The sequence below is a fragment of the Amycolatopsis sp. DG1A-15b genome, from assembly GCF_030285645.1.
In the GTDB taxonomy this organism is placed as follows: domain Bacteria; phylum Actinomycetota; class Actinomycetes; order Mycobacteriales; family Pseudonocardiaceae; genus Amycolatopsis.
In genome coordinates, this window is record NZ_CP127296.1 from 8,604,339 (window position 1) to 8,629,728 (window position 25,390).

28 protein-coding genes are annotated in these 25,390 nt (G+C 71.8%); 22 read left to right on the forward strand and 6 right to left on the reverse strand.

Annotation, left to right across the window (positions count from 1 at the left end; translation table 11 throughout):
• Window positions 1-315: 315 nt before the first annotated feature.
• The 4 genes from QRY02_RS40030 to QRY02_RS40045 all read left to right on the forward strand — a co-directional run bounded on the left by QRY02_RS40030 (window position 316) and on the right by QRY02_RS40045 (window position 5,106).
• Window positions 316-1,239 carry a redox-sensing transcriptional repressor Rex gene (locus tag QRY02_RS40030; protein ID WP_285987924.1) on the forward strand — a complete coding sequence of 308 codons (924 nt, stop codon included), beginning with the start codon at window positions 316-318 and terminating at the stop codon, window positions 1,237-1,239.
• Window positions 1,236-2,543, forward strand: coding sequence for a glutamyl-tRNA reductase (locus QRY02_RS40035; protein ID WP_285987925.1), 1,308 nt, complete (start codon window positions 1,236-1,238; stop codon window positions 2,541-2,543). Before QRY02_RS40030 ends, QRY02_RS40035 begins: the two co-directional genes overlap by 4 nt.
• 20 nt (window positions 2,544-2,563) lie before the next feature.
• Window positions 2,564-3,493: a hydroxymethylbilane synthase gene (hemC, locus tag QRY02_RS40040; protein ID WP_502874299.1), complete on the forward strand. Its 930-nt coding sequence runs from the start codon at window positions 2,564-2,566 to the stop codon at window positions 3,491-3,493.
• 80 nt (window positions 3,494-3,573) lie between these two features.
• Complete coding sequence (locus QRY02_RS40045; protein ID WP_285987927.1) at window positions 3,574-5,106, forward strand: bifunctional uroporphyrinogen-III C-methyltransferase/uroporphyrinogen-III synthase; 1,533 nt, start codon at window positions 3,574-3,576, stop codon at window positions 5,104-5,106.
• Window positions 5,107-5,158: 52 nt separating this feature from the next.
• On the opposite strand, the gene QRY02_RS40050 is transcribed toward QRY02_RS40045, so the two are convergent.
• Both QRY02_RS40050 and QRY02_RS40055 read right to left on the reverse strand, forming a co-directional pair.
• On the reverse strand, window positions 5,159-6,049 hold the full coding sequence (locus tag QRY02_RS40050; RefSeq protein ID WP_285987928.1) for an NAD-dependent epimerase/dehydratase family protein: 891 nt from the start codon (window positions 6,047-6,049) through the stop codon (window positions 5,159-5,161).
• Window positions 6,046-6,846 carry a helix-turn-helix domain-containing protein gene (locus QRY02_RS40055; RefSeq protein WP_285987929.1) on the reverse strand — a complete coding sequence of 267 codons (801 nt, stop codon included), beginning with the start codon at window positions 6,844-6,846 and terminating at the stop codon, window positions 6,046-6,048. The genes QRY02_RS40050 and QRY02_RS40055 overlap by 4 nt, the downstream gene beginning before the upstream one ends.
• Window positions 6,847-6,933: 87 nt before the next feature.
• Between QRY02_RS40055 and hemB the strand changes: the two genes are divergently transcribed.
• From hemB to QRY02_RS40095, 8 genes are all read left to right on the forward strand, one after another.
• On the forward strand, window positions 6,934-7,905 hold the full coding sequence (gene hemB / locus QRY02_RS40060; RefSeq protein WP_285987930.1) for a porphobilinogen synthase: 972 nt from the start codon (window positions 6,934-6,936) through the stop codon (window positions 7,903-7,905).
• 110 nt (window positions 7,906-8,015) lie between these two features.
• Window positions 8,016-8,552, forward strand: a complete 537-nt coding sequence (locus QRY02_RS40065; RefSeq protein ID WP_285987931.1) for a heme-copper oxidase family protein — start codon at window positions 8,016-8,018, stop codon at window positions 8,550-8,552.
• Entirely contained in the window at window positions 8,549-8,995 is a 447-nt protein-coding gene (mce1N, locus tag QRY02_RS40070) for a transport-regulating membrane protein Mce1N (protein ID WP_285987932.1), read from the forward strand. The genes QRY02_RS40065 and mce1N overlap by 4 nt, the downstream gene beginning before the upstream one ends.
• A 13-nt stretch (window positions 8,996-9,008) precedes the next feature.
• Window positions 9,009-9,347, forward strand: a complete 339-nt coding sequence (locus QRY02_RS40075; protein ID WP_285987933.1) for a hypothetical protein — start codon at window positions 9,009-9,011, stop codon at window positions 9,345-9,347.
• A 62-nt stretch (window positions 9,348-9,409) separates the two neighbouring features.
• On the forward strand, window positions 9,410-10,708 hold the full coding sequence (locus tag QRY02_RS40080) for an efflux RND transporter periplasmic adaptor subunit (RefSeq protein ID WP_285987934.1): 1,299 nt from the start codon (window positions 9,410-9,412) through the stop codon (window positions 10,706-10,708).
• Complete coding sequence (locus QRY02_RS40085; protein ID WP_285987935.1) at window positions 10,705-11,409, forward strand: ABC transporter ATP-binding protein; 705 nt, start codon at window positions 10,705-10,707, stop codon at window positions 11,407-11,409. The genes QRY02_RS40080 and QRY02_RS40085 overlap by 4 nt, the downstream gene beginning before the upstream one ends.
• Window positions 11,406-12,608: an ABC transporter permease gene (locus QRY02_RS40090; RefSeq protein ID WP_285987936.1), complete on the forward strand. Its 1,203-nt coding sequence runs from the start codon at window positions 11,406-11,408 to the stop codon at window positions 12,606-12,608. The genes QRY02_RS40085 and QRY02_RS40090 overlap by 4 nt, the downstream gene beginning before the upstream one ends.
• An 11-nt stretch (window positions 12,609-12,619) precedes the next feature.
• Window positions 12,620-13,195, forward strand: a complete 576-nt coding sequence (locus QRY02_RS40095; protein WP_285987937.1) for a hypothetical protein — start codon at window positions 12,620-12,622, stop codon at window positions 13,193-13,195.
• Here QRY02_RS40095 and QRY02_RS40100 read toward each other — a convergent pair.
• A complete protein-coding gene (locus QRY02_RS40100) occupies window positions 13,192-13,668 on the reverse strand; it encodes a TspO/MBR family protein (RefSeq protein ID WP_285987938.1) in 477 nt (158 codons plus the stop codon). The two genes, QRY02_RS40095 and QRY02_RS40100, sit on opposite strands and share 4 nt — an antisense overlap.
• A gap of 60 nt (window positions 13,669-13,728) precedes the next feature.
• Between QRY02_RS40100 and hemL the strand changes: the two genes are divergently transcribed.
• The 7 genes from hemL (at window position 13,729) to QRY02_RS40135 (ending at window position 21,651) form a co-directional block, all read left to right on the forward strand.
• Window positions 13,729-15,030: a glutamate-1-semialdehyde 2,1-aminomutase gene (gene hemL, locus QRY02_RS40105; protein WP_285987939.1), complete on the forward strand. Its 1,302-nt coding sequence runs from the start codon at window positions 13,729-13,731 to the stop codon at window positions 15,028-15,030.
• Entirely contained in the window at window positions 15,027-15,653 is a 627-nt protein-coding gene (locus QRY02_RS40110) for a histidine phosphatase family protein (RefSeq protein WP_285987940.1), read from the forward strand. The genes hemL and QRY02_RS40110 overlap by 4 nt, the downstream gene beginning before the upstream one ends.
• Entirely contained in the window at window positions 15,650-16,210 is a 561-nt protein-coding gene (locus tag QRY02_RS40115; protein WP_285987941.1) for a TlpA family protein disulfide reductase, read from the forward strand. The genes QRY02_RS40110 and QRY02_RS40115 overlap by 4 nt, the downstream gene beginning before the upstream one ends.
• A gap of 668 nt (window positions 16,211-16,878) precedes the next feature.
• Window positions 16,879-17,652, forward strand: a complete 774-nt coding sequence (locus QRY02_RS40120; RefSeq protein WP_285987942.1) for a cytochrome c biogenesis CcdA family protein — start codon at window positions 16,879-16,881, stop codon at window positions 17,650-17,652.
• On the forward strand, window positions 17,649-19,253 hold the full coding sequence (gene resB, locus QRY02_RS40125; protein ID WP_285987943.1) for a cytochrome c biogenesis protein ResB: 1,605 nt from the start codon (window positions 17,649-17,651) through the stop codon (window positions 19,251-19,253). The genes QRY02_RS40120 and resB overlap by 4 nt, the downstream gene beginning before the upstream one ends.
• 3 nt (window positions 19,254-19,256) lie before the next feature.
• Window positions 19,257-20,225 carry a c-type cytochrome biogenesis protein CcsB gene (ccsB, locus tag QRY02_RS40130; protein WP_285987944.1) on the forward strand — a complete coding sequence of 323 codons (969 nt, stop codon included), beginning with the start codon at window positions 19,257-19,259 and terminating at the stop codon, window positions 20,223-20,225.
• Between the two features lie 73 nt (window positions 20,226-20,298).
• A complete protein-coding gene (locus QRY02_RS40135) occupies window positions 20,299-21,651 on the forward strand; it encodes a MinD/ParA family ATP-binding protein (RefSeq protein WP_285987945.1) in 1,353 nt (450 codons plus the stop codon).
• 128 nt (window positions 21,652-21,779) lie between these two features.
• Here QRY02_RS40135 and QRY02_RS40140 read toward each other — a convergent pair whose 3' ends face one another.
• Complete coding sequence (locus QRY02_RS40140) at window positions 21,780-21,965, reverse strand: hypothetical protein (protein WP_043783873.1); 186 nt, start codon at window positions 21,963-21,965, stop codon at window positions 21,780-21,782.
• Window positions 21,966-22,109: 144 nt separating this feature from the next.
• The gene (locus QRY02_RS40145; RefSeq protein WP_103337316.1) at window positions 22,110-22,322 is read right to left on the reverse strand and encodes a BldC family transcriptional regulator; all 213 of its coding nucleotides are present in this window, start codon (window positions 22,320-22,322) and stop codon (window positions 22,110-22,112) included.
• 276 nt (window positions 22,323-22,598) lie between these two features.
• Between QRY02_RS40145 and QRY02_RS40150 the strand changes: the two genes are divergently transcribed.
• Genes QRY02_RS40150 through cds1 form a run of 3 tightly spaced genes read left to right on the forward strand, consistent with a single transcriptional unit; the run spans window position 22,599 to window position 24,444 of the window.
• Window positions 22,599-23,072, forward strand: coding sequence for an Lrp/AsnC family transcriptional regulator (locus tag QRY02_RS40150; protein WP_167454931.1), 474 nt, complete (start codon window positions 22,599-22,601; stop codon window positions 23,070-23,072).
• A gap of 11 nt (window positions 23,073-23,083) precedes the next feature.
• Complete coding sequence (locus QRY02_RS40155; protein ID WP_285987946.1) at window positions 23,084-23,365, forward strand: DUF4229 domain-containing protein; 282 nt, start codon at window positions 23,084-23,086, stop codon at window positions 23,363-23,365.
• A complete protein-coding gene (gene cds1 / locus QRY02_RS40160; RefSeq protein ID WP_285987947.1) occupies window positions 23,362-24,444 on the forward strand; it encodes an L-cysteine desulfhydrase Cds1 in 1,083 nt (360 codons plus the stop codon). Before QRY02_RS40155 ends, cds1 begins: the two co-directional genes overlap by 4 nt.
• On the opposite strand, the gene QRY02_RS40165 is transcribed toward cds1, so the two are convergent.
• Window positions 24,441-25,313, reverse strand: coding sequence for a 1,4-dihydroxy-2-naphthoate polyprenyltransferase (locus QRY02_RS40165; RefSeq protein ID WP_285987948.1), 873 nt, complete (start codon window positions 25,311-25,313; stop codon window positions 24,441-24,443). The genes cds1 and QRY02_RS40165 overlap by 4 nt on opposite strands.
• Window positions 25,314-25,390: the final 77 nt, after the last annotated feature.

A 25,390-nucleotide genomic window follows, 5' to 3' on the forward strand; every position in this document is an offset into this window, starting at 1 on the left:
CACCGCGTCCGGTGGGCCGTTCGCCGCGCCCGGCGAGCGGTGCCGCCGGGCGGCATTCGATCACCCCCGGTCCGCGCCGGACGCGGAAGTGCCTGCCGGACAAGGATTCTGACGCGGTGTCGTGATCGCCGCCGCGCGAAAACCGCGCCGGAACCGCCTCCGACCAGTGACTTTGTGCGTGCGTTCACAAGTGGTCTACCGTAGGGCCATCGCCCGGAGCGAGCCGGTATCGAACCGAACTCCGGGTCCTGGGTCAAGACACAGTTCCGAATGGCGATGGCCGCCAGACGTGCACAGCGGGCAGGAGATCACGGCGTGGTGACACAGCGGGGGAGGCGCGACGCGGCGGACTCCCCGGGCCGGGCGCCCCGGCGTCCTCGCCGTCCGGCCGGCCCCGACGCCGACAACGCTCCCACCGCCGAAATGCCCGCCGTACCCGCCGGGGAGCCGGGCCGCAACGGGGATGCCCCCGAGGCCGTCCGGGCGAAGTCGATCCCCGAGGCCGCCGTCGCGCGGCTGGCCGTCTACCTCCGGGTGCTGTCCGGAATGTCCGAGCAGGGCGCGACGACCGTTTCGAGCGAAGAACTGTCGCAGGCCGCCGGCGTCAATTCCGCGAAACTGCGCAAAGACCTCTCCTACCTGGGCTCCTACGGCACCCGCGGCGTCGGCTACGAGGTCGGCGTCCTGGTCAGCCAGATCGAGCGCATCCTCGGCCTGACCCGGCAGCACAAGGTCGCCGTGGTCGGGATCGGCAACCTGGGCCACGCGCTGGCCAACTACGGCGGCTTCCCGGGGCGCGGCTTCCCGGTCGAAGCGCTGTTCGACCTGGACCCGGACCTGATCGGCGTGCCGGTCGGTGGTCTCCCGGTCTCGCACATGGACGACATCCCCCGGATCTGCGCCGAACGCGGCGTCTCCATCGGCGTGATCGCCACCCCGCCCACCGCGGCGCAGTCGGTGTGTGACCGGCTGGTGGCGGGTGGTGTCCAGTGCATCCTCAACTTCGCTCCCGTCGTGCTGCAGGTTCCTGCTCACATCGAGGTCCGCAAAGTGGATTTGGCCGTGGAGCTGCAGATACTCTCGTTCCATGTGGCCCGCCGTGCGGACAGTGAAGGTCCGGCCGCCGGCAGTCAGGGCAATTCCGGATTACCCGGTGCGCCTGCGCCGTCCGAGAATGGGAACGGCAGGCGGAACGGCGCGGGTCCGGACGGCGGACGGGAAATGGTGGTGCGCTCATGAGCGTTTTGGCGGTCGGGCTTTCGCATCGCAGCGCGGAGCTGAGCACGCTCGAGCGCGTCGCGGTGCCGGCGCCCGAGATCGGCAAGGTCCTCGACGAGCTGCAGCAGGCTGAGCACGTCAGCGAGGTCATGCTCGTCTCGACCTGCAACCGGATCGAGGTCTACGCGGTCGTCGAGACCTTCCACGGCGGCCTCAACGACGTCTCCGAAGTGCTCGCCCGCCAGGCCGGGATGGCGCCCGCCGAGCTCTACGACAGCCTGTACGTGCACTACGCCGGCGCCGCCGTCGAGCACCTGTTCTCCGTCACCTCGGGCCTGGACTCGATGGTCGTCGGCGAGACGCAGATCCTCGGCCAGATCCGCTCCGCCTACGCCACCGCGCGCGAGGCCGGCACCGTCGGCCGCACGCTGCACGAGCTGATCCAGACCACGCTGCGCGTCGGCAAGCGCGTGCACACCGAGACCGGGCTCGACCAGCTCGGCGCGTCGGTCGTGTCCGAAGCGCTCGCCGCCGCCGGGGACGTCACCGGCAAGCACGCCGTCATCGTCGGCGCCGGCTCGATGGGCGCGCTGAGCGCGTCGCAGCTGCGCAAGGCCGGGATCGGCGAGATCACCGTGGCCAACCGCACCGACGCCCGCGCCCGCCGGCTCGCCGCGAACGTCACCGAGCAGGGCGTGCCGGCCCGGGCGATCCCGCTGTCCGCGGTCACCGACGCGGTCCGCGACGCCGACATCGTCATCTGCTGCACCGGCGCGCAGGACGCCGTCTTCGGCCCGGAGCAGGTGCTGCCGCGCGGCGGCCGGCACCTGGTCGTCTGCGACCTGGGCCTGCCCCGCGACGTCGACCCGGCGGTCGGTGAGCTGGCGGACGTGCGGGTCGTCGACCTGGCCACCATCCAGCGCCGGATGCGCGAGGCCGGGACGCCGACCACCGAGCGTCAGACCGCCAAGGCCACCGGGATCGTCCTCGACGAGGTGCGCGACTACCTCGCCGGCCAGCGCAGCGCCGAGGTGACGCCGACCGTGACCGCGCTGCGCCGCCGCGCGGCCGAGGTCGTCGACGCCGAGCTGCTGCGGCTCGACAACCGCCTGCCCGACCTGGACGGCGCCGTCCGCGAAGAGGTCGGCCGCACGGTCCGCCGGGTCGTCGACAAGCTCCTGCACGCGCCGACGGTGCGGGTCAAGCAGCTGGCCGCCGAGACGGCCGAAACCGACTACGCGAACGCGTTGCGCGAACTGTTCTGCCTCGACCCGCAGGCGCCCGCCGCGGTGGCGAGCCCGAAGCCCCCACCAGAGAAGAAGTAGTAGTGACCAGAGTCATTCGCATGGGCACGCGCGGTTCGAAGCTCGCGCTCGCCCAGACCGGGACCGTCGCCGACGCCCTGCGCGCCACCGGCGCCGAGGTCGAGATCGTCAAGGTGACTACGCCCGGTGACCAGTCCTCCGCCCCGATTCCCACGATCGGGGTCGGCGTCTTCACGTCGGCGCTGCGGGAAGCCTTGCTGGGAAACGAAGTGGACGTCATCGTCCACTCGTACAAGGACCTGCCGACCGCGCCCGAACCGGGCATCACGCTGGCCGCCGTGCCGCCGCGCGAGGACGCGCGGGACGCGCTGGTCGCGCGCGACGGCCTGACGCTCGGCGAGCTGCTGCCGGGCGCGAAGGTGGGCACGGGCTCCCCGCGGCGCACCGCGCAGCTGCGTGCGCTGGGTCTCGGTTTGGAAATCGTGCCGATCCGCGGCAATATCGACACCCGCATGCGCAAGGTGACCGACGGCGAGCTCGATGCCGTGGTGCTCGCGCGTGCCGGACTGGCCAGGATCGGCCGGGCCGAGGCGATCACCGAGACCCTCGACCCGATCCAGATGCTGCCCGCGCCCGCCCAGGGCGCGCTGGCGGTGGAGTGCCGGACCGCCGACGTGGAACTGGAGCAGCTGCTGCGGTCCACTTTGGACGACGAGGGCACGCGGGCTGCGGTGACGGCCGAGCGGGCCCTGCTGGCCGCGCTCGAGGCGGGGTGCAGTGCGCCGGTGGGCGCACTCGCCGAGATCGTCGAAGATCTCGACGCCGAGGGCAAGGTCGTGGAACGGATCTCGCTGCGCGGCACCGCCGCGGCCGAGGGCGAGAACGGTGCGGTGGACATGGTCCGGGCCTCCGCGCTGGCTGACAAGGACCAGGCCGCCCAGCTGGGCAAGGACCTGGCCGCCGAGCTGCTGGACCTAGGGGCCGGAACACTTTCCGGTCCCGCCGAGTGACCTGGGCGTCACACATCCGAACGTAGGAGACCTGTGGCCGGGCGATCCCGCACGGCCGCCGCAAGAGGAGAAACGCACAGATGACCCCCGCGCGAAAGACCACCGGGCGCGTAGCCTTCGTGGGCTCCGGGCCCGGCGACGCCGGCCTGCTCACCGTCCGCGCCCAGGAACTGCTCGCCAAGGCCGAGGTCGTGGTGACCGACCCCGACGTGCCGCAGTCCGTGCTGGCCATGGCCGCCGAGGGCGCCGAGGTCCGGCCCGCCGTCGGCGAGGCCACCGAGGTCGCCAAGGACCTGACCACCGAGGCCAAGGCCGGCCGGCTGGTGCTGCGGCTGGTCGCGGGCGACCCGCTGACCACCCCGGCCGTGGTGGCCGAGGTCCAGGCGGTCGCGCGCACGAGCGCCGTGTTCGACGTCATCCCGGGTGTCTCCCCGGCCGCGGCCGTCCCGGCGTACGCGGGCGTCGCGCTGGGCGGCACGCACACCGAGGTCGACGTCCGCGGTGACGTCGACTGGGCGGCACTGGCCGCCGCGCCCGGCCCGCTGGTGCTGCACGCGACGTCGGCGCACCTGGCCGAGGCCGCGTCGGCGCTGACCGGCAACGGCGTCCCGGCGTCGACCCCCGTCGCGGTCACCGCGAACGGCACCATCAACACCCAGCGCACCCTCGACACCACGCTCGAGAAGGTCGCCAACGACGCCGGCGAGCTCGTCGGGCCGCTGATCGTCACGATCGGCCAGGCCGCCGGGCAGCGCTCGAAGCTGTCGTGGTGGGAGTCGCGCGCGCTGTACGGCTGGAAGGTCCTGGTGCCGCGCACCAAGGAGCAGGCCGGCGAGATGGCCGAGCGCCTGCGCGGCCACGGCGCGACGTCGCACGAGGTGCCGACCATCTCGGTCGAGCCGCCCCGCAGCCCGGCCCAGATGGAGCGTTCGGTCAAGGGCCTGGTCGACGGCCGCTACCAGTGGATCGTCTTCACCTCCACCAACGCGGTGCGCGCGGTGTGGGAGAAGTTCGAGGAGTTCGGCCTGGACGCCCGCGCGTTCTCCGGCGTGAAGATCGCCTGTGTGGGTGAATCGACCGCGGCGAAGGTGCGCTCGTTCGGCATCATCCCGGAGCTGATCCCCTCGGGCGAGCAGTCGTCCGAAGGCCTGCTGGCCGAGTTCCCGCCGTACGACGACGTGCTCGACCCGGTCGACCGCGTGCTGCTGCCGCGGGCCGACATCGCCACCGAGACGCTGTCGGCGGGCCTGCGCGAGCGCGGTTGGGAGATCGACGACGTGACGGCCTACCGGACCGTCCGGGCCGCCCCGCCGCCCGCCGAGACCCGCGAGATGATCAAGACCGGCGGTTTCGACGCGGTCTGCTTCACCTCGTCCTCGACCGTGCGGAACCTGGTCGGCATCGCCGGCAAGCCGCACACCCGCACGCTGGTCGCGTGCATCGGCCCGAAGACCGCCGAGACCGCGGTGGAGTTCGGGCTCCGGGTCGACGTCCAGCCGGAGAAGGCGGACGTTCCGCACCTGGTGGACGCGCTGGCCGAGCACGCCGCGCGGCTTCGCGCCGAGGGTGCGCTGCCGCCGCCGCGGAAGGCGAAGCGGGCCCGCCGCTCCTGAGGTTCGTCACGACGAAGGCCGCCCCGGTTCGCCGGGGCGGCCTTCGCTCGTTTCAGCGGGCGTTGTCTTTGCGCCACTCCACGTAGTCGGCCACCGAGGCCGCGATGTCGAACTGGGGCTGGAAGCCGGTGTCCTCGGTGAGCCGGGAGATGTCCAGGTACGGGTCCTCGCCCGGGCCGTTGGCGCGTCCCGGCGGAAGGTCCACCTTCAGGGCCTCCGCGAACTCGCCGTAGGTGAACGGGCGGCCGCTCGACACGTTGTAGGTGTCGTGCCGCAGCTTCTCCGCGGTGGTGAGCAAGGCGATCGCGCGGCCCGCGTCCGGCGCGTAGCAGACGTCCCCGCCGTCGCCGGTGTGCAAGCCCGGAGACGGCGACGCCGCGTTGACCAGCCGCGGGATCGGGCAGAACGGCGAGTCCGGGTCGACCAGCGGGCCCCAGATCGTCCCGATCCGCAGCACCACCGGCTGGACGCCGCTGCCCGCGAGGCTGTGCGTCGTCAGCGGCTCGACCGCCTTCTTGTACGCGATGATCAGGTGCGGTAGGGCCGCCGTGGGCAGGGCGAGGTCTTCGGTCCACGGGATCTCGGGCCGGCCGAGGTACACGCCGAGGCTGCCGGCCACCGCGAACCGGCGGACACCCCAGGTGCGGGCCGCGTCGAGGGCGTTGAGCAGACCCGCCGTGTCCGTGCGGAAGAAGTCCATCGGGTTCTCGCCGGGGATGCTGCCCGCCAGGTGCACGATGTCGCTGATGGCGTGGCGCTCGCCGAGGGCCAGGAACGCGTCGCGGTCGGTGACGTCGAGTTGTTCGACCGTGACCCGGCCGGCCAGGAACGAGGGGACTTCGCCGCGCCGGTGGGCCGTCACGGCCACGTCGTGGCCGAGGTCGAGGAGCGCGCGGGCGGTGTGGGCGCCGATCATGCCGAGCCCGCCGGTGACGAGGATCATCGCGTCAGGCTAGGGACGGCCGGCGGCGGGTTCTTGAACGAATCGCGCAGGAACGGCAGGTAGGACGCCGAGTGGTCGTGGCCGCAGGCGCACTTCTCGACGCTTCCGCCGAGCAGCGCGCGCGGGGTGAGCCCGGTCAGGCGCAGGCACTCCCGGCTCAGGTGGGCCTGGTCGGCGTACCCGGCGTCGGCGGCGAGCCCGGCCGGGCTGCCGGCGCCCGCCTGGGCCAGCGCCAGGAAGCCCTGGAACCGCAGCGTCCGCTGGAGGGTCTTCGGCGCGACGCCGACCGCCTGCAGGCAGCGGCGGCGCAGCTGGCTGGGGGACAGCGCGAGGCGTCCGGCGACGCTGTCGATGCCGGCCGGGTGCCACGGCATCAGCAACCGCATGGCCTCGGTCACCAGCGGGTCCACCGCCCGGCGCGGCAGCCGTGCCTGCAGGACCGCGAGGGCGCGTCCGGGGCTTCCGGCGCACGCCTCCGCGAGGCGCTCGGCCCGGCTGCCCCACAGGTCCGCCAGGTCGACGTGCCGGTCGACCAGGTCATCGAGGGGCACCGGGAGCGGCGGCGCGGCACCGGGCCGGTACCGCACGCCGACGAGCGTGGTCCGGGCCGGGAGGAGCTCCAGCCGGGCCGCGGTCAGCGGGCCGAGCAGCCGGGGCCGGCCACCGACCGGGAAGTGGAGCTCGACGCCGCCGGTCGGCAGGTGGCGCTGGACGTACGGTGCGTCGCCGGTCCGCTGGACCCAGACCGTCCGCACGACACCGGCCAGCGCGGGCACGGGGAGGCGTTCGACGTACACCTTCCGCACCGAAGCGGTTCCGCGAGAGCGGCGTCAAGCGCACCCTTGCGGAACTCCGGCAAAAGCCGCGGGAGTAACTTGGTAAGGGTGTTCCCCGAGCATCGTCCCCGCAGGCTTCGCACCACCCCGGCCATGCGCAGGCTGGTGGGCGAAACGACGCTGCGGCCACGCCAGCTGATCCTCCCGATGTTCGTCGCCGAAGGGATCGACGCGCCGCGGCCGATCTCGAGCATGCCCGGCGTCGTCCAGCACACCCGCGACACGCTGCGGAAGGCCGCCGTCGACGCGGTCAACGCCGGCGTCGGCGGCCTCATGCTGTTCGGCATCCCGGCCACGCGCGACGCCGAGGGCTCCGGCGCGGTCGACGAAAAGGGCATCCTCAACGTCGCCCTGCGCGACCTGCGCCAAGAGCTGGGCGACGCCACCGTGCTGATGGCCGACACCTGCCTCGACGAGTTCACCGACCACGGTCACTGCGGCGTCCTGGACGCCGACGGCGGGGTCGACAACGACGCCACCCTGCGGATCTACGCCCAGATGGCGATCGCGCAGGTCGAAGCCGGGGCGCACGTGCTCGGGCCGTCCGGGATGATGGACGGCCAGATCGGCGTCATCCGCCGGGCGCTCGACGAGGTCGGGCACAAGGAAGCGGCGATCCTCGCGTACTCCGCCAAGTACGCCAGCGCGTTCTACGGCCCCTTCCGCGAGGCCGTCGACTCGCAGCTCAAGGGCGACCGCAAGACCTACCAGCAGGACCCGGGCAACGGCCGCGAGGCGCTGCGCGAGATCGAGCTGGACCTCGCCGAGGGCGCGGACATGGTGATGGTCAAGCCCGCGCTGGCCTACCTGGACGTCATCAAGGCGGCCGCGGACATCTCCCCGGTCCCGGTGGCGGCGTACAACATCTCCGGCGAGTACGCGATGGTCGAGGCCGCGGCGGCGAACGGCTGGCTGGACCGCGAGCGGACGGTCCTCGAGGTGCTGACGTCGATCCGCCGGGCCGGTGCCGACCTGATCCTGAGCTACTGGGCCGCGGAGGCCGCTGCCTGGCTGGACTGAGGCTTGTTCGGGTCAGGCCGCCACGCCCCGCCCGCATCCGGGACATGAGGACAAAAGGCATGTGGCGGCCGACGGCTGAACAAGCCTCACTGACCCGTTAGAGTCCACGCGTGGAAGACAAAGAGGACCTCACGGGTCTGACCGACGACGAACGGCGCAAACTCGGCCGCTCGCCCGACCCGGTGCTCCCCGGCGAGCGGGCCCCGAAGGCGGCACCGCCGCGCCCGGTGGCCGTGTCGTTCTGGCTCTGGCTGGCCGGCGGTGTCGTGCTGATCCTCGGGTACGTCCAGCTGATGGCGGGCAAGTCCGCGGTCATCAGCCGGTACGTCGAGGGCACCAAGGACCCGAAGATCACCCCGCAGATGATCGCGGACGGCGTCACGGCGATGCTGTGGTTCCTCCTCGTCGGGTCGGCCGTGTTCACCCTGTTGTTCCTGCTCTTCGCGTACAAGGCTCGCGAAGGCACCCGCTCGGCCCGGACGGTGCTGACCGTGCTGCCGATCGTGATGGTGCTGCTGATCTTCACCTTCGCGCCGGTGCTCACCTACCTGACGCTGGTCGCGGTGCTGCTGTTCGTGATCGCGCTGGTGCTGCTGTACCTGCCTTCGGTCAGCGGCTACTTCCCCAAGGTCGGCAAGAAGCTGTGAGCGACCGGCTCTACGCCGAGTCCGGCGTGAGCTGGGCGGCGATCGGGTGGGGCCCGGTGTTCGCCCTGGTCGGCGCGCTGGCGGAGCTCGCCACCGGCGGCCCGGTGCACGTGGTGGGCTGGCTGATGGTCGGCTTCGCGCTGTGCGTCATCACGATTCCGTGGGTGTACGCGCGCCGCCGGTTCCTGTCCCTGGAGGTGACGACCGAGCAGCTGCGGCAGGGCCGGGAGAAGGTGCCGGCCGCGCAGCTGGCTTCGGTCACCGACGTCGGGACGCCGGTCGGCGCACGCGTGCTGGGCGGCGGCTGGTCGGTGCCGCGGAAGTACGACTCGCTGCCGGTGGAGCTGGCCGACGGCACGGTGGTGCTGGCGTGGGCGAAGGACGTCGAGGCCCTTCAGGACGCGCTGGACCGGCTCGTCCGGGCGACGCCGCGTGAAGCATGAGAAAATCTCCGGTGTGATCGACCTTCCGCAGCCCACCGGGGCCGAGCTCTGGCCGCCGGAAGAACCCGGCCCGCGTGCGCGGCTGCACAAGCCGTGGCGGACGCTCGTCGCCGCCGTGGAGGTCGTGCTCGCCGTTGCCGCCGGCTGGGCCGCCTACTCGTGCTGGCACAGCAGCGTCGCCACCGTCGTCACCCGGACCGATGACGGAGCGGTGCTCGAGTCGCACCGGTACTTCGGCGGGCTGCTCGCCGCCGCCATCGGGCTCGGGACCGTGGCCGCGTTGCTGCTGGTCGACGCGGTGCGTCAGCTGTCGCTCGCCATCCGTGCGCGCAGCGCCAAGACGAAGGCCTGATACACAGCTCGCGCACAGGTAACCAACAGTCCATTGCTAAGCAGCGGCACCAAGGTTGCCGCATGACGCGCGTGCGTGCCTCGAAGGCATGGGTGATCAACGGAGCTCTGGTCGTACTGCTGGCCGGGGCGGGATTCGGGATATACCAGGCATTCAGCCCCGAACCGAGCTCGGCGCAGGCCCAGTCGCGCAGCACCCCGGTCCGCCGGGCGACGGTCACCGAGACCGTCTCCGCCGCCGGGACCCTCGCCAGCAGCTACACCGGCGCGGCGAACTTCGCGACGGCCGGCAAGGTCACCTCGATCGACGTCAAGGTCGGTGACGTCGTCAGCGCCGGGCAGAAGCTCGCCACCGTCGACAGCACCCAGGCGGCGAAGCAGCTTCAAGTCGCGAAGGCGAACCTCGCCGTCGCCCAGAACAACCTCGACACCGCCGAGACGGCCGAAACCACCCCGGCCACCGGGCAGAACAACCAGAACAGCCAGAACAGCGCCCAGACCGCGGCCAACAACGTCACCTCGGCGCAGGCGAAACTCGACCAGGCCCAGCTCGACGTCCAGACCGCGCAGCAGGCGCTCGACAACACGACGCTCTACGCGCCAGGCGCCGGCACGGTCACCGCGGTCAACGGCGCGGTCGGGCAGCAGTCCACCAGCGGTTCCTCGGCCACGAGCCAGTCGTCGAGCAGCGGCAGCGGCCAAGGCGGCCAGGGTTCGTCGTCGAACTCCAGCTCCGCCGCGTCGAGCAGCAGTAGCAGCAGCTCGGGGTTCATCACCATCACGAACCTGACCGGCCTGGTCGTCAACACCTCGGTCGCGGAGATCGACGTCAGCAAGGTCAAGGCGGGGCAGAAGGCCACCGTGACGCTCAACGCGCTGCCGGACAAGCCGGTCCAAGCCACCGTGTCGAGCGTCAACCTGACCCCGACCACCAGCGGCAGCGTCGTCTCCTACGGCGCGCAGCTGGCCCTGACCAGCCCGCCGGACGGGCTGCGGCCCGGCCAGTCGGCGAGCGTCGTGATCACCGTCGCCGAGGCGGACGACGCGCTGAGCGTGCCGGCCGCGGCGGTGCAGACCGTCGGCAGCACCAACCTCGTCACCGTGCAGGAAAACGGGCAGAACGTCACCCGCCAGGTGCAGGTCGGGCTGCGCGGCGAGTCGACGGTCCAGATCACCTCCGGGGTCACCGAGGGTGAGAACGTCGTGCTCACCGGGACGGCCTCGACCGGTTCGACCGGCGGAACCGGCCGGACGGGCGGCACCGGGGGCACCGGCGGCTTCCCCGGCGGCGGGACCGGTGGGTTCCCGGGCGGCGGCCAGCGCGGCACCGGCACCGGCGGCGGCTTCGGCGGACGCGGATGAACCCGGTGATCGCGGTCTCCGGACTGCGCAAGACCTACGGGGCCGGCGAGACGGCGGTGCACGCGCTGCGCGGCGTCGACCTCACGGTGTGGCCCGGCGAGTACGTCGCGATCATGGGCGCGTCCGGCTCGGGAAAGTCCACGCTGCTGAACATGCTGGGCTGCCTGGACGTGCCGACGTCCGGCCGGTACCTCCTGGACGGCTTCGGTGTCGGAAAGCTGAACGAACGGCAGCTGGCGTTGCTGCGCAACCGGAAGATCGGGTTCATCTTCCAGTCCTTCAACCTGGTGCCCCGGACGTCGGCTTTGTCCAATGTGGAGCTTCCGTTGGTCTACAGCGGACTGAAGCGGTCCGAGCGCCGCCGCCGGGCGCTCGCGGCGCTCGACATGGTCGGGCTGTCCGACCGGGCCAAGCACCTCCCGAGCGAGCTCTCCGGCGGGCAGATCCAGCGGGTCGCGGTGGCGCGGGCGCTGGTCACCGGCCCGGCGATGCTGCTGGCCGACGAGCCGACCGGCAACCTCGACCGGCGCAGCACCGAGGACGTCCTCGGCGTGTTCGACCGGCTCAACTCCCTCGGCCGCACCATCGTCGTCATCACCCACGAGGACGAGGTCGCCGAGCACGCGCACCGCGTCGTCCGCGTCGACGACGGGCTCATCGTGTCGGACGAAGTGACGCGCACGGTCGGAGCGGTCCTTTGAACCTCCTCGAAATCCTGCGGTTCGCCGTGCGCGGGCTCACCGCGAACAAGCTGCGCTCGGCGCTGACGACCCTCGGCATCACGATCGGCGTCGCCGCGGTGATCCTGCTGGTCGCGGTCGGCAACGGCGCGTCGGCGGCCATCGCCGCCAGCATCCAGGGCCTCGGCACCAACGTCGTCAACGTCTCGCCGGCGCGCGGCGGCGGGCAGGGCGCGTCGGCGCGGCCGCTGACGGTGCAGGACGCCCACGCGCTCGTCGACCCCGTCGGCGCGCCGGACGTCAAGGCGGCGTCACCGGTGGTCAACACGACGGCGACGGCGACCTACGGGCAGACGTCCTACGACATCTCCAGCGTCGCCGGCACCGAACCGGCGTACTTCACGACGACCAACCGCGAACTCGCCCAGGGGCAGCTGTTCACCGCCGAAGACGTCACGGCCGCGCGGAAGGTCGTCGTGCTCGGCCCGACGACCGCGGAGTCGATCTTCGGGACCGCCGACCCGGTCGGCAAGAACGTGCTGCTCAACAGCATCCAGTTCACCGTGATCGGCGTCTTGCAGGCCAAGGGCAGCACCGGGCTGCAGAACGCCGACGACGTCGCCATCGCGCCGATTTCGGCGGTCCAGAACTCCCTCGCCGGCTACGGCAGCCTCAGCCAGATCGCCGTCCAGGCCACCAGCGCCGACTCCGTCTCGCTGGCCCAGTCCGAGATCACCGCGATCCTCAACGCCCGCCACGGCATCCGGCTCGGCGGCACCCCGGATTACCAGATCCAGAACTCCGAGCAGCTGCTCGCGACCCGGACGTCGGCGACCGAGACGTTCACCGTGCTGCTGGCGGCCGTCGCGGCGATCTCGCTGCTCGTCGGCGGCATCGGCGTCACCAACATCATGCTCGTCACGGTGACCGAGCGGATCCGCGAGATCGGCATCCGCAAGGCCATCGGCGCTCCGCGGTCGGCCATCCTCGGCCAGTTCCTCGCCGAAGCGACCATGCTCAGCCTGTTCGGCGGGCTGCTCGGCGTCGCGATCGGGCTGATCGGCAGCCGGTTCACCATCTCCGGGATCAAACCCGTCGTGGTGCCCTCGTCGATCCTGCTCGCCTTCGCGGTATCCGCCCTGATCGGCCTGTTCTTCGGCAGCTTCCCGGCGAACCGGGCCGCCAAGCTCCGGCCCATCGATGCGTTGCGTCACGAATAAGGAGTTCCCGCATGTCTTCCTCCACCCAGACGCCGCCCGTCCCGGGTGACGAGCCGACGGCGATCCTGCCCGCCGTCGAGCCGACCGCGGAGCAGATCGTCGCCAGCCCGGCGGTCGACGGTGACCTCAACGCCGAAATGCGCCGGGCCGCGAAGCCGTTTTCCCGCACGACGCTGGTGCTCGCCGGGCTCGTCGTGTTCGCGATCGCGTTCGGCGGCGGCGCCTGGACGCACGCGGCGTTCGGCTCCGCCACGCCCACGCGCCCCGGCGGCACCGCCGGGGGCAGCCAGGCCCGCGCCCAGGGCGGGACCGGCCAGCCCGGCGGCACCGGCCAGCAGGGCGGCGGGTTCCGCGGCGGCCGCGGCACCACGGGCACGGTCGACCACGTCGACGGCACCACCGTCTACGTGAAGACCGCGCAGGGCGCCGACGTCAAGGTGTCCACATCGGACTCGACCACGGTCGGGGTGACCCAGCAGGGCAAGCTGTCGGACCTCAAGCCGGGCGCGACGGTCGTCGTCCAGGGCCAGGCGGGCAGCGACGGCACGGTGACCGCGCAGGCCATCACCCAGGAGGCCGCGCGCTAGTTCAGGACGAGGACCGCGGTGTTGAGCGCCGTCGCGTAGAGGATCCAGGCGAGGTAGGGCACCAGGAGCGCGGCGGCGGCCTTCGACCGGCGGCCGAACAGGACGATCGTCACCACCACGACGACGTCCAGCAGCACGATGTCGGCCAGGGCGAGCCCGGCCGCGCCGCCCTCGAAGAACAGCGGGGTCCAGAGCAGGTTGAACAGCAGGCCGATACCGTACGCGGCGAACCCGCGCGTCTCGCCGTCCGTCCGCCAGTACAGCCAGCCCGCCACCGCGATGGTGATGTACAGCACCGTCCACACCGGACCGAACAGGGTCGCGGGCGGCGCCCACGCCGGCTGCTCGAGCCGCGCGTAGACCTCCCTCGCCGACGTCGCGGCCAGGCCGCCGACCACGGCCACCACGGCGACGACGCCCAGGAACCCGGCCAGCATGAGCCACTGGTTGCGGTGCGGGGCGCGTTCGGTCACCGGCTGTTCCCCTCCCGGGCGGCTGCCCGCCATCTTAAGCGGGTTTGCGAGGATGGGAGGGTGAGCACTGGAACCGAGCAGTCCAAGGCATGGTTCGAACGCGCGAAGACGGCCATCCCGGGCGGGGTGAATTCGCCCGTCCGGGCGTTCAACTCGGTCGGCGGCACCCCGCGGTTCATGGTCCGCGGCGAGGGCCCGCACCTGTGGGACGCCGACGGCAACCGCTACGTCGACCTGGTGTCGTCCTGGGGCCCGATGATCCTGGGCCACGCGCACCCGGCGGTCGTCGAGGCGGCGCGCACGGCGGCGACGTCCGGGCTCTCGTTCGGCACGCCGACGATCGGCGAGGTCGAGCTGGCCGAGGAGATCATCAACCGCGTCGGGCCCGTCGAGCAGGTCCGCCTGGTCAACTCGGGCACCGAAGCCACGATGAGCGCGATCCGGCTGGCCAGGGGCTTCACCGGCCGGTCGAAGATCGTGAAGTTCGCCGGCTGTTACCACGGTCACGTCGACGCGCTGCTCGCGCAGGCCGGCTCCGGCGTCGCGACGCTCGGGCTGCCCACCTCGCCGGGTGTCACCGGGGCCCAGGCCGCGGACACGCTGGTGCTGCCCTACAACGACCTCGACGCGGTCCGGAAATCCTTTGTGGACAACCCGGGGGAGATCGCCGCGGTGATCACCGAGGCGGCGGCCGGGAACATGGGCGCGGTCGCGCCGGACCCCGGCTTCAACGAAGGGCTGCGCGACCTGGCCCACGAGCACGGCGCGCTGCTGATCATGGACGAGGTGATGACCGGGTTCCGCGTCTCCCACGCGGGCTGGTTCGGCCTCGAAGGCGTGGCCGGCGACCTCTACACGTTCGGCAAGGTGATGTCCGGGGGGCTGCCGGCGGCGGCCTTCGGCGGCCGCGCCGACGTGATGGCCAAGCTCGCCCCGGGCGGGCCGGTCTACCAGGCCGGGACGCTCTCCGGGAACCCCGTCGCGGTGGCCACCGGCCTCGCGACGCTGCGCGCGGCCGACCACGCCGTGTACGCGGCTCTCGACGCCAACGCGAAGCGCCTCGGCAACCTCTTCCACGCCGCCCTCATCGAGGCCGGGGTCGCGCACAACGTCCAGTACGCGGGCAACCTGGTGAGCGTGTTCTTCGGGGAGACGCCGGTCCGCGACTACGCCGGCGCGCAGGCGTCCGAGACGTGGCGCTTCCCGCCGTTCTTCCACGCGTTGCTCGACGGAGGCGTGTACGCGCCTCCGAGCGCGTACGAGGCGTGGTTCGTCAACGCGGCCATGGACGACGAAGCGTTCTCCGTGATCGAAGCGGCTTTGCCCGCGGCGGCGCGCGCGGCGGCCGGGGCTGTCCAGTGACCACCGTCGTCCACATGCTGCGGCACGGCGAAGTGCACAACCCCGAGAAGATCCTGTACGGCCGTCTCGAGGGCTACCGGCTCTCCGAGCGCGGGCAGCGTCAGGCGCTCACGGTCGCCGAGGCCGTCGCCGGCCACGACCTCGTCCACGTCGTCGCGTCGCCGCTGCAGCGGGCGCAGGAGACGGCGGCCCCGATCGCCGCCGCGCACCGGCTCGACATCGCGACCGACGAGGGCCTGATCGAGGCGGGCAACCAGTTCGAGGGCCTGCACGTGGCGGTCGGCGACGGCGCGCTGCGCGAGCCGAAGCACTGGCCGAAGCTGGTCAACCCGTTCAAGCCGTCGTGGGGCGAGCCCTACCTCGAGATCGCGCACCGGATGCTCGGTGCGGTCCACCGGGCGCGCGAGGCGGCGGCCGGTCACGAAGCTCTCTGCGTGTCGCACCAGCTGCCGATCTGGACGCTGCGGCGGTTCCTCGAGGGCAAGCGCCTGTGGCACGACCCGCGGCGCCGCCAGTGCTCGCTGGCGTCGCTGACCAGCCTGGTCTTCGACGGCGACGAGCTGCGCGAGATCGTCTACAGCGAGCCCGCGGGCGCGACCGACCCGAAGGTGACGGGGGCATGAAGCTTTTCTGGGCGGTGGTCGCGGTGCTGGCGCTGGCCGGGTGCAGCGCGGGCAAGGACGCGGTGGTGCAGGGGAGCAGCTTCAGCTTCGTCTCCCCGGGCGGCAAGGTCGACATCGCCTACGACGCCGCCGAGCGCCAGACGGTCCCGGTGCTGGCCGGTGAAGACCTTATGAACGAGGGCAAGCAGCTGTCGCTGGCGGACTACGCGGGCAAGGTCGTCGTCCTGAACCTGTGGGGCCAGTGGTGCGGGCCGTGCCGCACGGAGGCGCCCGAGATGGAGTCGCTGGCGAAGCAGGGCGTACAGGTGGTGGGCATCGACGTCCGCGACCCGGCGCGCGAGGTGGCCCAGGACTTCGTGCGGGACCGGCAGCTGACGTACCCGTCGATCTACGACCCGGACGGCCGAGTGCTGCTCAAGCTGAGCGGCTACCCGCGCAACATCATCCCGTCGACGATCGTGCTGGACAAGCAGCACCGGGTGGCGGCGGTGTTCCTGCGGCAGGTGCTGGCCCAAGACCTGCTCCCGGTGGCCCAGCGGCTGACCGCGGAAGCTTGATCGGGGGTTCCGCCGGCGGTGGGGCTGGTGGGTGCGGGTGAGCCGGGTTCCCCAGCCGGTCGCGAGCGACGGTCGGCCTCGGGGTGGGCGACCGGCCACTGGCAGGATTTGCCGGGCCGGGGCCACCGGCAGGACTTGCCGGGCCGGGGGCCACCGACGGGATTTGCCGGGCCGCGCGGCTGGCCGGCTCCGGCGGCGCGGGCGCGGCGCCCGCCCTTCCCTTGGGGGGACCTCCCTGGTCCAGTCTATCGACGGGCTACGACAGAACCCCGAATTCGCCGGTCGGAAAGCGGAGTCATCCACAACTCGGCCGTGCTGTGGATGACTCCGTGCTGTGGAAGCCGTGCTGTGGATGAATCGGCCGGTTCGGATGCCGGTCGTGCCGGGTGGGCCAGTCGGGATCGAGGGCTCCGGTCTTGCCGCGTGGGATCGGCCGCAACCGGGCCCGGTCATGCCGGGTGGGACAGGACCGGGCCACCCCAGGCGCCACCTCGGCGAAGCAGCGGGCCGCGACTGAACCGCGCCCCAGGGAACCGTGCCCCGGGAACCGGCCGCGCGGGCCGAAACCGCCGAAACGCCCGGGACCAAGGTCCTGAACTGCTGTGACCGAGGTCCTGTGAAGCGGCCCCGGCGTTCTCACCGGGACCTCACTGCCTACCCTCAACGGGGTGAACTCCGTGACCGAGCTGGCGATCTCCGGACCGCTGCTGCTCGCCGCGGGTGTCGCGCTGCTGGCCGGGGCGATCTCGTTCGCCTCGCCGTGCGTGGTGCCGCTCGTGCCGGGGTACCTCGCCTACCTCGCCGCGCTCGTCGGGGCGGAGGCGCCCGCCGTCAGTGCCGATGAGGAGCGCAAGCAGGGGCGGTGGGCCGTCCTGGGTGCCGCGCTGCTGTTCGTGGCCGGGTTCACCGTCGTGTTCGTCGGCACGTTCGGCACCCTCGTCTGGCTGACCGCCACCCTCACCCTCAACCAGGACCTGCTGCAGCGCCTCGGCGGCGTGCTGACCATCGCCATGGCGCTGGTGTTCCTCGGCTGGATCCCCGGCCTGCAGCGCGAGGTCCGCTCGCACCGCGTCCCGCGCGGCGGCATCTGGGGTGCCCCGCTGCTCGGGGCGATCTTCGGGCTCGGCTGGACGCCCTGCATCGGCCCGACGCTGTCCGCCGTCACCACCCTGGCCAGCGCGACCGGCGGCGCCGAAGCCCGCGGGTACCTGCTGATCGCCGTCTACTGCCTCGGCCTGGGGCTGCCGTTCCTGCTCATCGCGCTCGGCGCCCGGTGGGCCGTGCGCGCCACCGACTGGGTCCGCCGGCACGGCCGCCAGGTGCAGATCTTCGGCGGCGTGCTGCTGCTGATCGTCGGCCTCCTGCTGGTCACCGGCGTCTGGGGCGACCTGATGGGCTGGCTCCGCAACGAACTCGCTCTCGACCTGAGGCTGCCGCTGTGACGACGACCGAGGCCCCGCCGACGACTCCGCCGAGCCCCCGGCGCACCACGCCGGTGAAACGCGTCCTGGCCTTCCTGCGCAACACCTGGCGCGGCCTGACGTCCATGCGCACCGCGCTCGTCCTGCTGTTCCTGCTCGCCCTGGCCGCCCTGCCGGGCGCGCTCCTGCCGCAGCGGAAGCTCAACGCGCCCAAGGTCGCCGAGTACATCGCCGCCCACGGCTGGTGGGGGACGCTGCTCGACAAGCTCGAGTTCTACGACGTCTACTCCAGCATCTGGTTTTCGGCCATCTACCTGCTGCTGATGATCTCGCTGATCGGCTGCCTGACGCCGCGGAGCTTCGAGTACGTCCGGGCGATGCGCGCCAAGCCGGTGCTGACCCCGCGCAACCTGGCCCGGATGCCGCACTACCGGCTCGGCCGCGGCGAAGCCGATACCACCGCCGAGATCGCGGCTGTCCACAAGCAGCTCTCCGGCTGGCGCCGCGTCGAGCGCGAGGAAGCCGACGGCGTCCGCACGATTTCGGCCGAACGCGGGTTCCTGCGCGAGACCGGCAACCTCGTCTTCCACTTCAGCATGCTCGGCCTGATCGTCTTCTTCGCCCTCGGCAAGCTCTTCGGTTACGAGGGCCAGGTCATCGTCCAGGCCAACGGCAGCACGTTCTGCAACGGCGGCATCAACCTCTACGACTCCTTCAACGCGGGCCTGAAGGTCGACGGCACCCGGCTCGACCCGTTCTGCGTGAAGGTCAACGACTTCACCGCCCGCTACACCGAGTCCGGCCAGCCCGACTACTACCACTCGAACATCGAGTACCAGTCCGGCCAGGACCTCGAGACGAACACCTGGCGCCCGTACGGCCTCGAGGTCAACTCGCCGCTGCGCACCGCGGGCGACCGCGTCTACCTGCTCGGCCACGGCTACTCGCCGAAGTTCACCGTCACCTTCCCGAACGGCGCGCAGCGCACCCAGAACACCCAGTGGCGCACGGTCGACCCGACCACGATGCTCGCCGAGGGCGCGACGAAGTTCGACCAGCCCGGCCTGACCAGCGAGGCAGAGCGGCGGACCCGGCAGCTGGCCATCACCGGCCTGTTCGCCCCCACCGCGTTCCTGCACGGCAACGTCCTGACGTCGTCGGCTCCCGAGGCGAACGACCCGGCCGTCGCCGTCGACGTCCTGCGCGGCGACATCGGCCTCGACGCCGGGCGCGGCCAGTCGGTGTTCGAGGTCGACCAGTCGCTCATCGACGACGGCAGGCTGAAGAAGGTCGCCCGCGAGAACCTGAAGGTCGGCCAGGAGATCAAGCTCGACGACGGCACGAAGGTCCGCTTCGACGGCGTCGGCGAGTGGGTCTCGCTGCAGGTTTCGCACGACCCGACGCAGGGGTTCGTGCTCGGCTTCGCCATCGCGATGTTCCTCGGCCTGGGCGCGTCCCTGCTGGTCAAGCGCCGTCGGCTGTGGGTGCGGGTGAAGCCGGGAACTCCCGCCGACCCGGGTACCGTGATCGAGGTCGCCGGGCTGGCCCGCACCGACCAGGCCGGGTACGGCGAAGAGTTCCACCGGGTCAGCGAACGCCTGATCAGTGGGCAGAAGGGCTGAGGCATGCCGATCAACGAAACGCTGTCGACCTACAGTGACTGGCTGTACACCACCGCCGCGGCGATCTACGTCGTCGCGCTGATGTTCACCCTGATCGAGCAGGGCTTCGGCGCCAAGGGCCGGCTCGCCACCGAGCGCGCCAAGCTCCGGGCGCGCGAGCTCGTCGGCGCCGGCGGGCCACCGGTCGAAGAGGTGCCGGCTGCCCAGCGTGAGGTCGGCCGCCCCGAGCGGATCGGCCGGATGGGCGCGTCGCTGCTCGTGCTCGGCGCGCTGCTGCAGCTCTCGGCGATCGTGCTGCGCGGCCTCGCCGTGCACCGCGCGCCCTGGGGCAACATGTACGAGTACGGTATGGCCGTCACCTTCATCACGGTGCTGACCTGGCTGATCGTGATGTGGAAGTTCCCGGTGCGGCACCTCACCGGCTTCCTGCTGCTGCCCGTCGTGATCCTGATGTTCGTCAACGGCACGCTGCTGTACACGACCGCCGCGCCGGTGCAGCCCGCGCTGCAGTCGTACTGGCTGGTCATCCACGTCTCGGCGGCCATCATCGGCTCCGGCGTCTTCCTGGTGCCGGGGGTCGCGAGCGTGCTGTACCTGTTCCGCGCGGCCTACGACAAGGATGAAACCAAGTTCGCCCGGTTCGCCTCGAAGCTGCCCGCGGCCGACGTCCTCGACCGGATCGCCTACCGGACCACCATCTTCGCCTTCCCGGTGTTCACCTTCGGCGTCCTCTGCGGCGCGGTCTGGGCCGAGTCGGCGTGGGGCCGGTTCTGGGGCTGGGACCCCAAGGAGACCGTCGCCTTCATCGCCTGGGTGGTCTACGCGGCCTACCTGCATTCGCGGGCGACGGCGGGCTGGCGCGGGGCCCGGGCCGCGGCCATCAACATCGTCGGGTTCGCCGCGATCGTCTTCAACCTGTTCTTCGTGAACCTCGTGACCGCGGGCCTGCACTCCTACGCCGGGGTGGGCTGAGCAGTCCGCGCGTCCGCCGACTACCGTCGACACCGGGGGCGGAGTTTCAGGCGGAGCGTGGAGGTTTTCACCGGTGACCGGACCCAGCGAAGAATCGGCTCCAGGCCACCCCGAACAGGCTGAACCGGCCGCTGCCGCGCCGCAGCCGGGCCTGTTCGCCGACGACCGGACGGACTCGCACCCGCACCCCGAGACGTCGGGGGCGTTCGACGTGCAGCCGACGCAGGCGGTGGCCCCGCCGGTCAACCCGGCGGTGTCGGGGCCGCACCAGGTGCCCAATCCCGCCGTGTCGGGGCCGCACCAGGTGCCCTACGGCTACGACCAGAACCTCCCGCCGCTGCAGCCGCAGTACGGCGACCCGGCGCAGCCGTACCAGGCCCACGCCCAGTACCCGCAGCAGCCGCCGCCCGGGCCGCAGCAGCCGCAGCAGCCGTCGGGCCTGCCGCAGCCCCAGGGCGGCCGGCACGCCGCGCCGCAACCGCAGCCGGGCCACGGCCACGACCTGTCGACCGCGCACCTGGTCAAGCAGACCAAGCGGCCCCCGCAGTCCGGCTGGCGCAAGGCGGTCTACGTCGGCACCGGGAAGCTGGTCAACCCGGGGGAGAGCCCGGCGGACACCCGCCGCCGCGAGCTCATCGCCCGCGTCAACCAGCCGCTGCGCGGCTGCTACAAGATCGCGATGCTGTCGCTCAAGGGCGGCGTCGGCAAGACCACGGTGACGACGACGCTCGGGGCGACGTTCGCCTCGCTGCGCGGCGACCGCGTGGTGGCCGTGGACGCGAACCCGGACCGCGGCACGCTGTCGCAGAAGCTCCCGCTCGAGACGACGGCGACGGTCCGCCACCTCCTGCGCGACGCGGCTCGCATCACGCGTTACAGCGACGTCCGGTCCTACACGTCCCAGGGCGCCAGCCGGCTGGAAATCCTCGCGAGCGAGCAGGACCCGGCCGTCTCCGAGGCGTTCTCCGAGGAGGACTACCGGCGCACGGTCAACCTGCTGGAGCACTTCTACAACATCGTGCTCACCGACTGCGGGACCGGGCTGATGCACTCGGCGATGAAGGGCGTCCTGGACGTGGCGGACGCGCTGGTCGTGGTCTCGTCCGGCTCGGTCGACGGCGCCCGCAGCGCCTCGGCGACGCTGGACTGGCTCGAAGCGCACGGCTACGGCGAGCTGGTCAAGCGCTCGGTGGCGGTGATCAACTCGGTCCGGCCCAAGGGCGGCTCGGTCGACCTCGACAAGCTGTCGGCGCACTTCGGCGCCAAGGTCCGGGCGGTCTGCAAGGTGCCGTTCGACCCGCACCTGGAAGAGGGCGCCGAAATCGAGCTGGACCGCCTCTCCGGCGACACCCGCCTGGCCCTGCTGGAGCTGGCCGCGACCGTCGCCGACGGCTTCGCGACCCCGCTCTCCCAGGGCTACCGCTGACCCGTAACCCGCGTGATCAGAGCCGGAACTCGCGTGATTGAAGCCGGAACTCGCGAGTTCCGGCTTCAATCACGTCGGTGACGGGCCGGATCACGCGAGTTACGGGTTCGGCGAAGGTAAAGGCCTGCCTAAAGGTCTTCATCCCGGCGTTTGCGCTGCTGTTCGGCCAGCTGGCGCAGGAAGTCGGGGTCGTCGTCCGGGGCGAGCGGGGCGCGGCGTGGAGCCGAGGGCACCCCGATCCGCTGGCCGGCGAACGACCGCCACAGGAGCAGGGCGACGACCAGCGCGCCGACCGCCGCGAGCAGAGCGAGCATGCCGGATCCTTCCGTATGGCTGCCTGTCCCCCGAGGTTAACCGTTCGGACCGTGTGGTGGGCCTGAAGCGGGTCATCGAAGCACGAAGGCCGTGTCGGGACGGGGTGGTTCCCGTACCCGACACGGCCCTGGCGTCCGGATGGTTCAGGCGGTGCGCGTCGGTTCGCTGGCGTCGGTGGTCAGCTCGGCGAGGAGCTCGTTCACCTCGGACTCCCGGAACCGCCGGTGCCCGCCCGGGGTCCGGATCGAGCCGATCCGGCCGGCGGTCGCCCACCGCGTCACCGTCTTGGGGTCCACTCGGAACAGCGCTGCCACCTCGCCTGGGGTGAGCAGGCGTCCGCCCATCGTCGCGGTCATTTTCCGCCTCCTTAACGAACTCACTGCTATACCGGAGGCGTCCGGGCCTTCTGCCCGTCGCGCCGGGGTAGCCAACAAGGCAATCGTTGCACTTCACCCGTCGGGTACTCGAACGGTTGTCCGCGAGTAAAGAGCCCTTAAAGGTCAAAACGGACAGAATGTCCACCGTGGCGACTACCGTCCGGTGACCTGACGTGCGGAGACGTCCCCGACGTGGCCACCGGCGGCGGGGCGTGGTGCCAATGGGGGATTGTCCAACCGCATAGAGTGATCCCCGTGGATCAGTTGGACCGGAAGATCATCGCAGCGTTGCGCATCAACGGACGGGCCACCTACGCCGATCTCGGACGAGCCGTCGGGCTGTCCGCGTCATCGGTGCACGAGCGCGTGGGCAAGCTGGAGGCGGCCGGCGTGATCACCGGCTACCACGCGGTCGTCGACCCGAGCTCGGTCGGCCTCGGCGTCACCGCCCTCGTCAGCATCCACCCGACCGACACGGCCACGGAGGACGACGTCGCCGACGCGCTCGCCGAGCTCGACGAGGTCGAGAGCTGCTACGCGGTGGCCGGCGACGAGGCGTTCGTCGTCAAGGTGCGCGTGTCGACCGTCGACGAGCTGGAACGCACGCTGGGCCGGCTGCGCCGCATCCCCGGCGTCGGGCGGACGAACACCACCGTGGTGCTCTCGACGCGGTTCGAGGGCCGCCCGAACAACGCGGGCCTGCAGAAGGACCGGTCAGGTGGGGCGTAGCCTGCGTTGATGTGAGCGACGTGAAGGCCCACCACCTGCCCCGTGACCTGACGCTGTACCTGCTGGCGCGGTTCGTGCTGGTCGGGGTGATCGCGTGGGGGCTGTCCCTGACCGGGGTGCCGCTGCTGGTCGCCCTGGTGATCGGCCTGGTCGTCGGGCTGCCGCTCGGCCTGCTGCTGTTCCGCCCGCTCAACGCCCGCGTGACCGCCGGGCTGGCGAAGCGCAACGAAAAGCGGGCCCGCGCCCGTGCCGAGCTGCGCGCGCAGCTGCGCGGCGAGGGACAGCCCGAGTGAGCCGCCCGCACAACCGCAGCTGGGTCCGCGAGGCCGTCCGGATCATCGAGGCCGACGCCAACCGCAGCGCCGACACCCACCTGCACGTCTTCCCGCTGCCCCCGGAGTGGGGCATCGACCTGTACCTCAAGGACGAGTCGGTCCACCCGACCGGCTCGCTGAAGCACCGGCTGGCCCGGTCGCTGTTCCTCTACGGGCTCGTCAACGGCCAGATCGGGCCGGACACCGTGCTCGTCGAGGCCTCCAGCGGGTCGACCGCGGTGTCCGAGGCCTACTTCGCCCGGATGCTCGGCCTGCGCTTCATCACCGTCGTGCCGCGGCGCACGTCGAAGGAGAAGGTCGCGCTCATCGAGTTCTACGGCGGCGAGTGCCACTTCGTCGACCAGGCCCCGGCGATGTACCCCGAGGCGGAGCGGCTCGCGGCCGAATGCGGCGGGCACTACCTCGACCAGTTCACCTACGCCGAGCGCGCGACGGACTGGCGCGGCAACAACAACATCGCCGAGTCGGTGTTCGCGCAGATGCGTTCGGAGCGCCACCCGATCCCGGCGTGGATCGTCGTCGGCGCGGGCACGGGCGGCACGAGCGCGACCTTCGGCCGGTACGTCCGCTACAAGCGCCACACGACGAAGGTCTGCGTCGTCGACCCGGAGAACTCGTCGTTCTACGGCGCTTGGGAGACCGGGGCACTGGACTACGGCACCGGCATGCCGTCGCGGATCGAGGGCATCGGGCGGCCGCGCTGCGAGCCGTCCTTCGTGCCGGGCGTCATCGACGAGATGTTCCAGATCCCCGACGCCGGCTCGCTGGCGGCGATCCGGCTGCTGCGCGAGCGGACCGGCCACTGGGCGGGCGGCTCGACCGGCACCAACCTCTACGGCGCGTTCCGGCTCATTTCCCGGATGGTCGAGGACGGCCAGGCGGGCAGCGTCGTGACGCTGCTGTGCGACGGCGGCGAGCGGTACGCGCACACCTACTACAACGACGAGTGGCTGGCCCAGCAGGGCTTGGACCTGGCGCCGCACACGGCGTTGTTCGAGGAGTTCCTGGCGACCGGGAAGTTCGTCCCGGAGAGCTAGAGGTTCAGGCCGACCGCGGCCAGCACCGCCCACGCCAGCATCGCGAGCCCGGTGTCGCGCAGGGCGGGGATCAGGTCGCGGCCGGTCGCGTCGTGGCGGATCGCGCTCACGGACTGGATCAGCAGCGGGGCGCTGAGCAGGGGAAGCCCGGCGAGCGAATGCGTGGTGAACGGCAGGACCACGGCGAGCGCGAACGGCACCGCCACCAGCGCCAGGTACAGGCGGCGGGTGCCTTGGTCGCCGAGGCGCGTCGCGAGGGTGCGCTTGCCCGCTTCGACGTCGGTCGGGATGTCACGCAGGTTGTTGGCCGTCAGGACCGCCGTCGAGAAGCAGCCGACCGCGACCGCGCACGCCAGCGCCGCCCAGCTCACCCGGCCCGCCTGGACGTACACCGTGCCGAGGACGCCGGCCAGGCCGAAGAACACGAAGACCGCGATCTCGCCGAAGCCGTAGTAGCCGTAGGGCTTCTTGCCGCCGGTGTAGAACCACGCGCCGAGGATGCACAGCGCACCCATCCCCAGCAGCCACCAGTGCCCGCTGACGGCCACGAGGACCAGCCCCAGCACGCCGGCGAGGCCCAGGGAGATCAGCGCGGCGGTGAGCACGGCTTTCGGGGCGGCGACACCGGAGCCGACCAGCCGGAGCGGGCCGACGCGGTTTTCGTCCGTGCCGCGGATGCCGTCGGAGTAGTCGTTGGCGTAGTTGACGCCGACGATCAGCGAGAGGGAGACCAGCAGCGCCAGCGCCGAACGCCACCACGAGAACGCGTCCAGCGCGATCGCCGCGCCGACGCCCGCCACCACCGGCGCCACCGCGTTGGGCAGCGTCCGCGGCCGGGCCCCTTCGATCCACTCGCTCAAGCTCGCCATGGCGCCATTCAACGCCATGTCGATCAGTGGCAAGCGGGAACCCGCGAAGTCTTTCGGGGGTCCGGGTGGCGGAGCCT

What these genes read in the sequence shown, in the direction of transcription:
- QRY02_RS40045 (WP_285987927.1), top strand. Translation starts at nt 3,574, where the DNA reads ATGACCCCCGCGCGAAAGACCACCGGGCGCGTAGCCTTCGTGGGCTCC.
- QRY02_RS40050 (WP_285987928.1), bottom strand. Translation starts at nt 6,049, where the DNA reads ATGATCCTCGTCACCGGCGGGCTCGGCATGATCGGCGCCCACACCGCC.
- ccsB (WP_285987944.1), top strand. Translation starts at nt 19,257, where the DNA reads ATGCCGATCAACGAAACGCTGTCGACCTACAGTGACTGGCTGTACACC.
- QRY02_RS40115 (WP_285987941.1), top strand. Translation starts at nt 15,650, where the DNA reads ATGAAGCTTTTCTGGGCGGTGGTCGCGGTGCTGGCGCTGGCCGGGTGC.
- QRY02_RS40035 (WP_285987925.1), top strand. Translation starts at nt 1,236, where the DNA reads ATGAGCGTTTTGGCGGTCGGGCTTTCGCATCGCAGCGCGGAGCTGAGC.
- QRY02_RS40145 (WP_103337316.1), bottom strand. Translation starts at nt 22,322, where the DNA reads ATGACCGCGACGATGGGCGGACGCCTGCTCACCCCAGGCGAGGTGGCA.
- QRY02_RS40080 (WP_285987934.1), top strand. Translation starts at nt 9,410, where the DNA reads ATGACGCGCGTGCGTGCCTCGAAGGCATGGGTGATCAACGGAGCTCTG.
- hemC (WP_502874299.1), top strand. Translation starts at nt 2,564, where the DNA reads ATGGGCACGCGCGGTTCGAAGCTCGCGCTCGCCCAGACCGGGACCGTC.
- QRY02_RS40095 (WP_285987937.1), top strand. Translation starts at nt 12,620, where the DNA reads ATGTCTTCCTCCACCCAGACGCCGCCCGTCCCGGGTGACGAGCCGACG.
- QRY02_RS40085 (WP_285987935.1), top strand. Translation starts at nt 10,705, where the DNA reads ATGAACCCGGTGATCGCGGTCTCCGGACTGCGCAAGACCTACGGGGCC.
- QRY02_RS40140 (WP_043783873.1), bottom strand. Translation starts at nt 21,965, where the DNA reads ATGCTCGCTCTGCTCGCGGCGGTCGGCGCGCTGGTCGTCGCCCTGCTC.
- QRY02_RS40165 (WP_285987948.1), bottom strand. Translation starts at nt 25,313, where the DNA reads ATGGCGAGCTTGAGCGAGTGGATCGAAGGGGCCCGGCCGCGGACGCTG.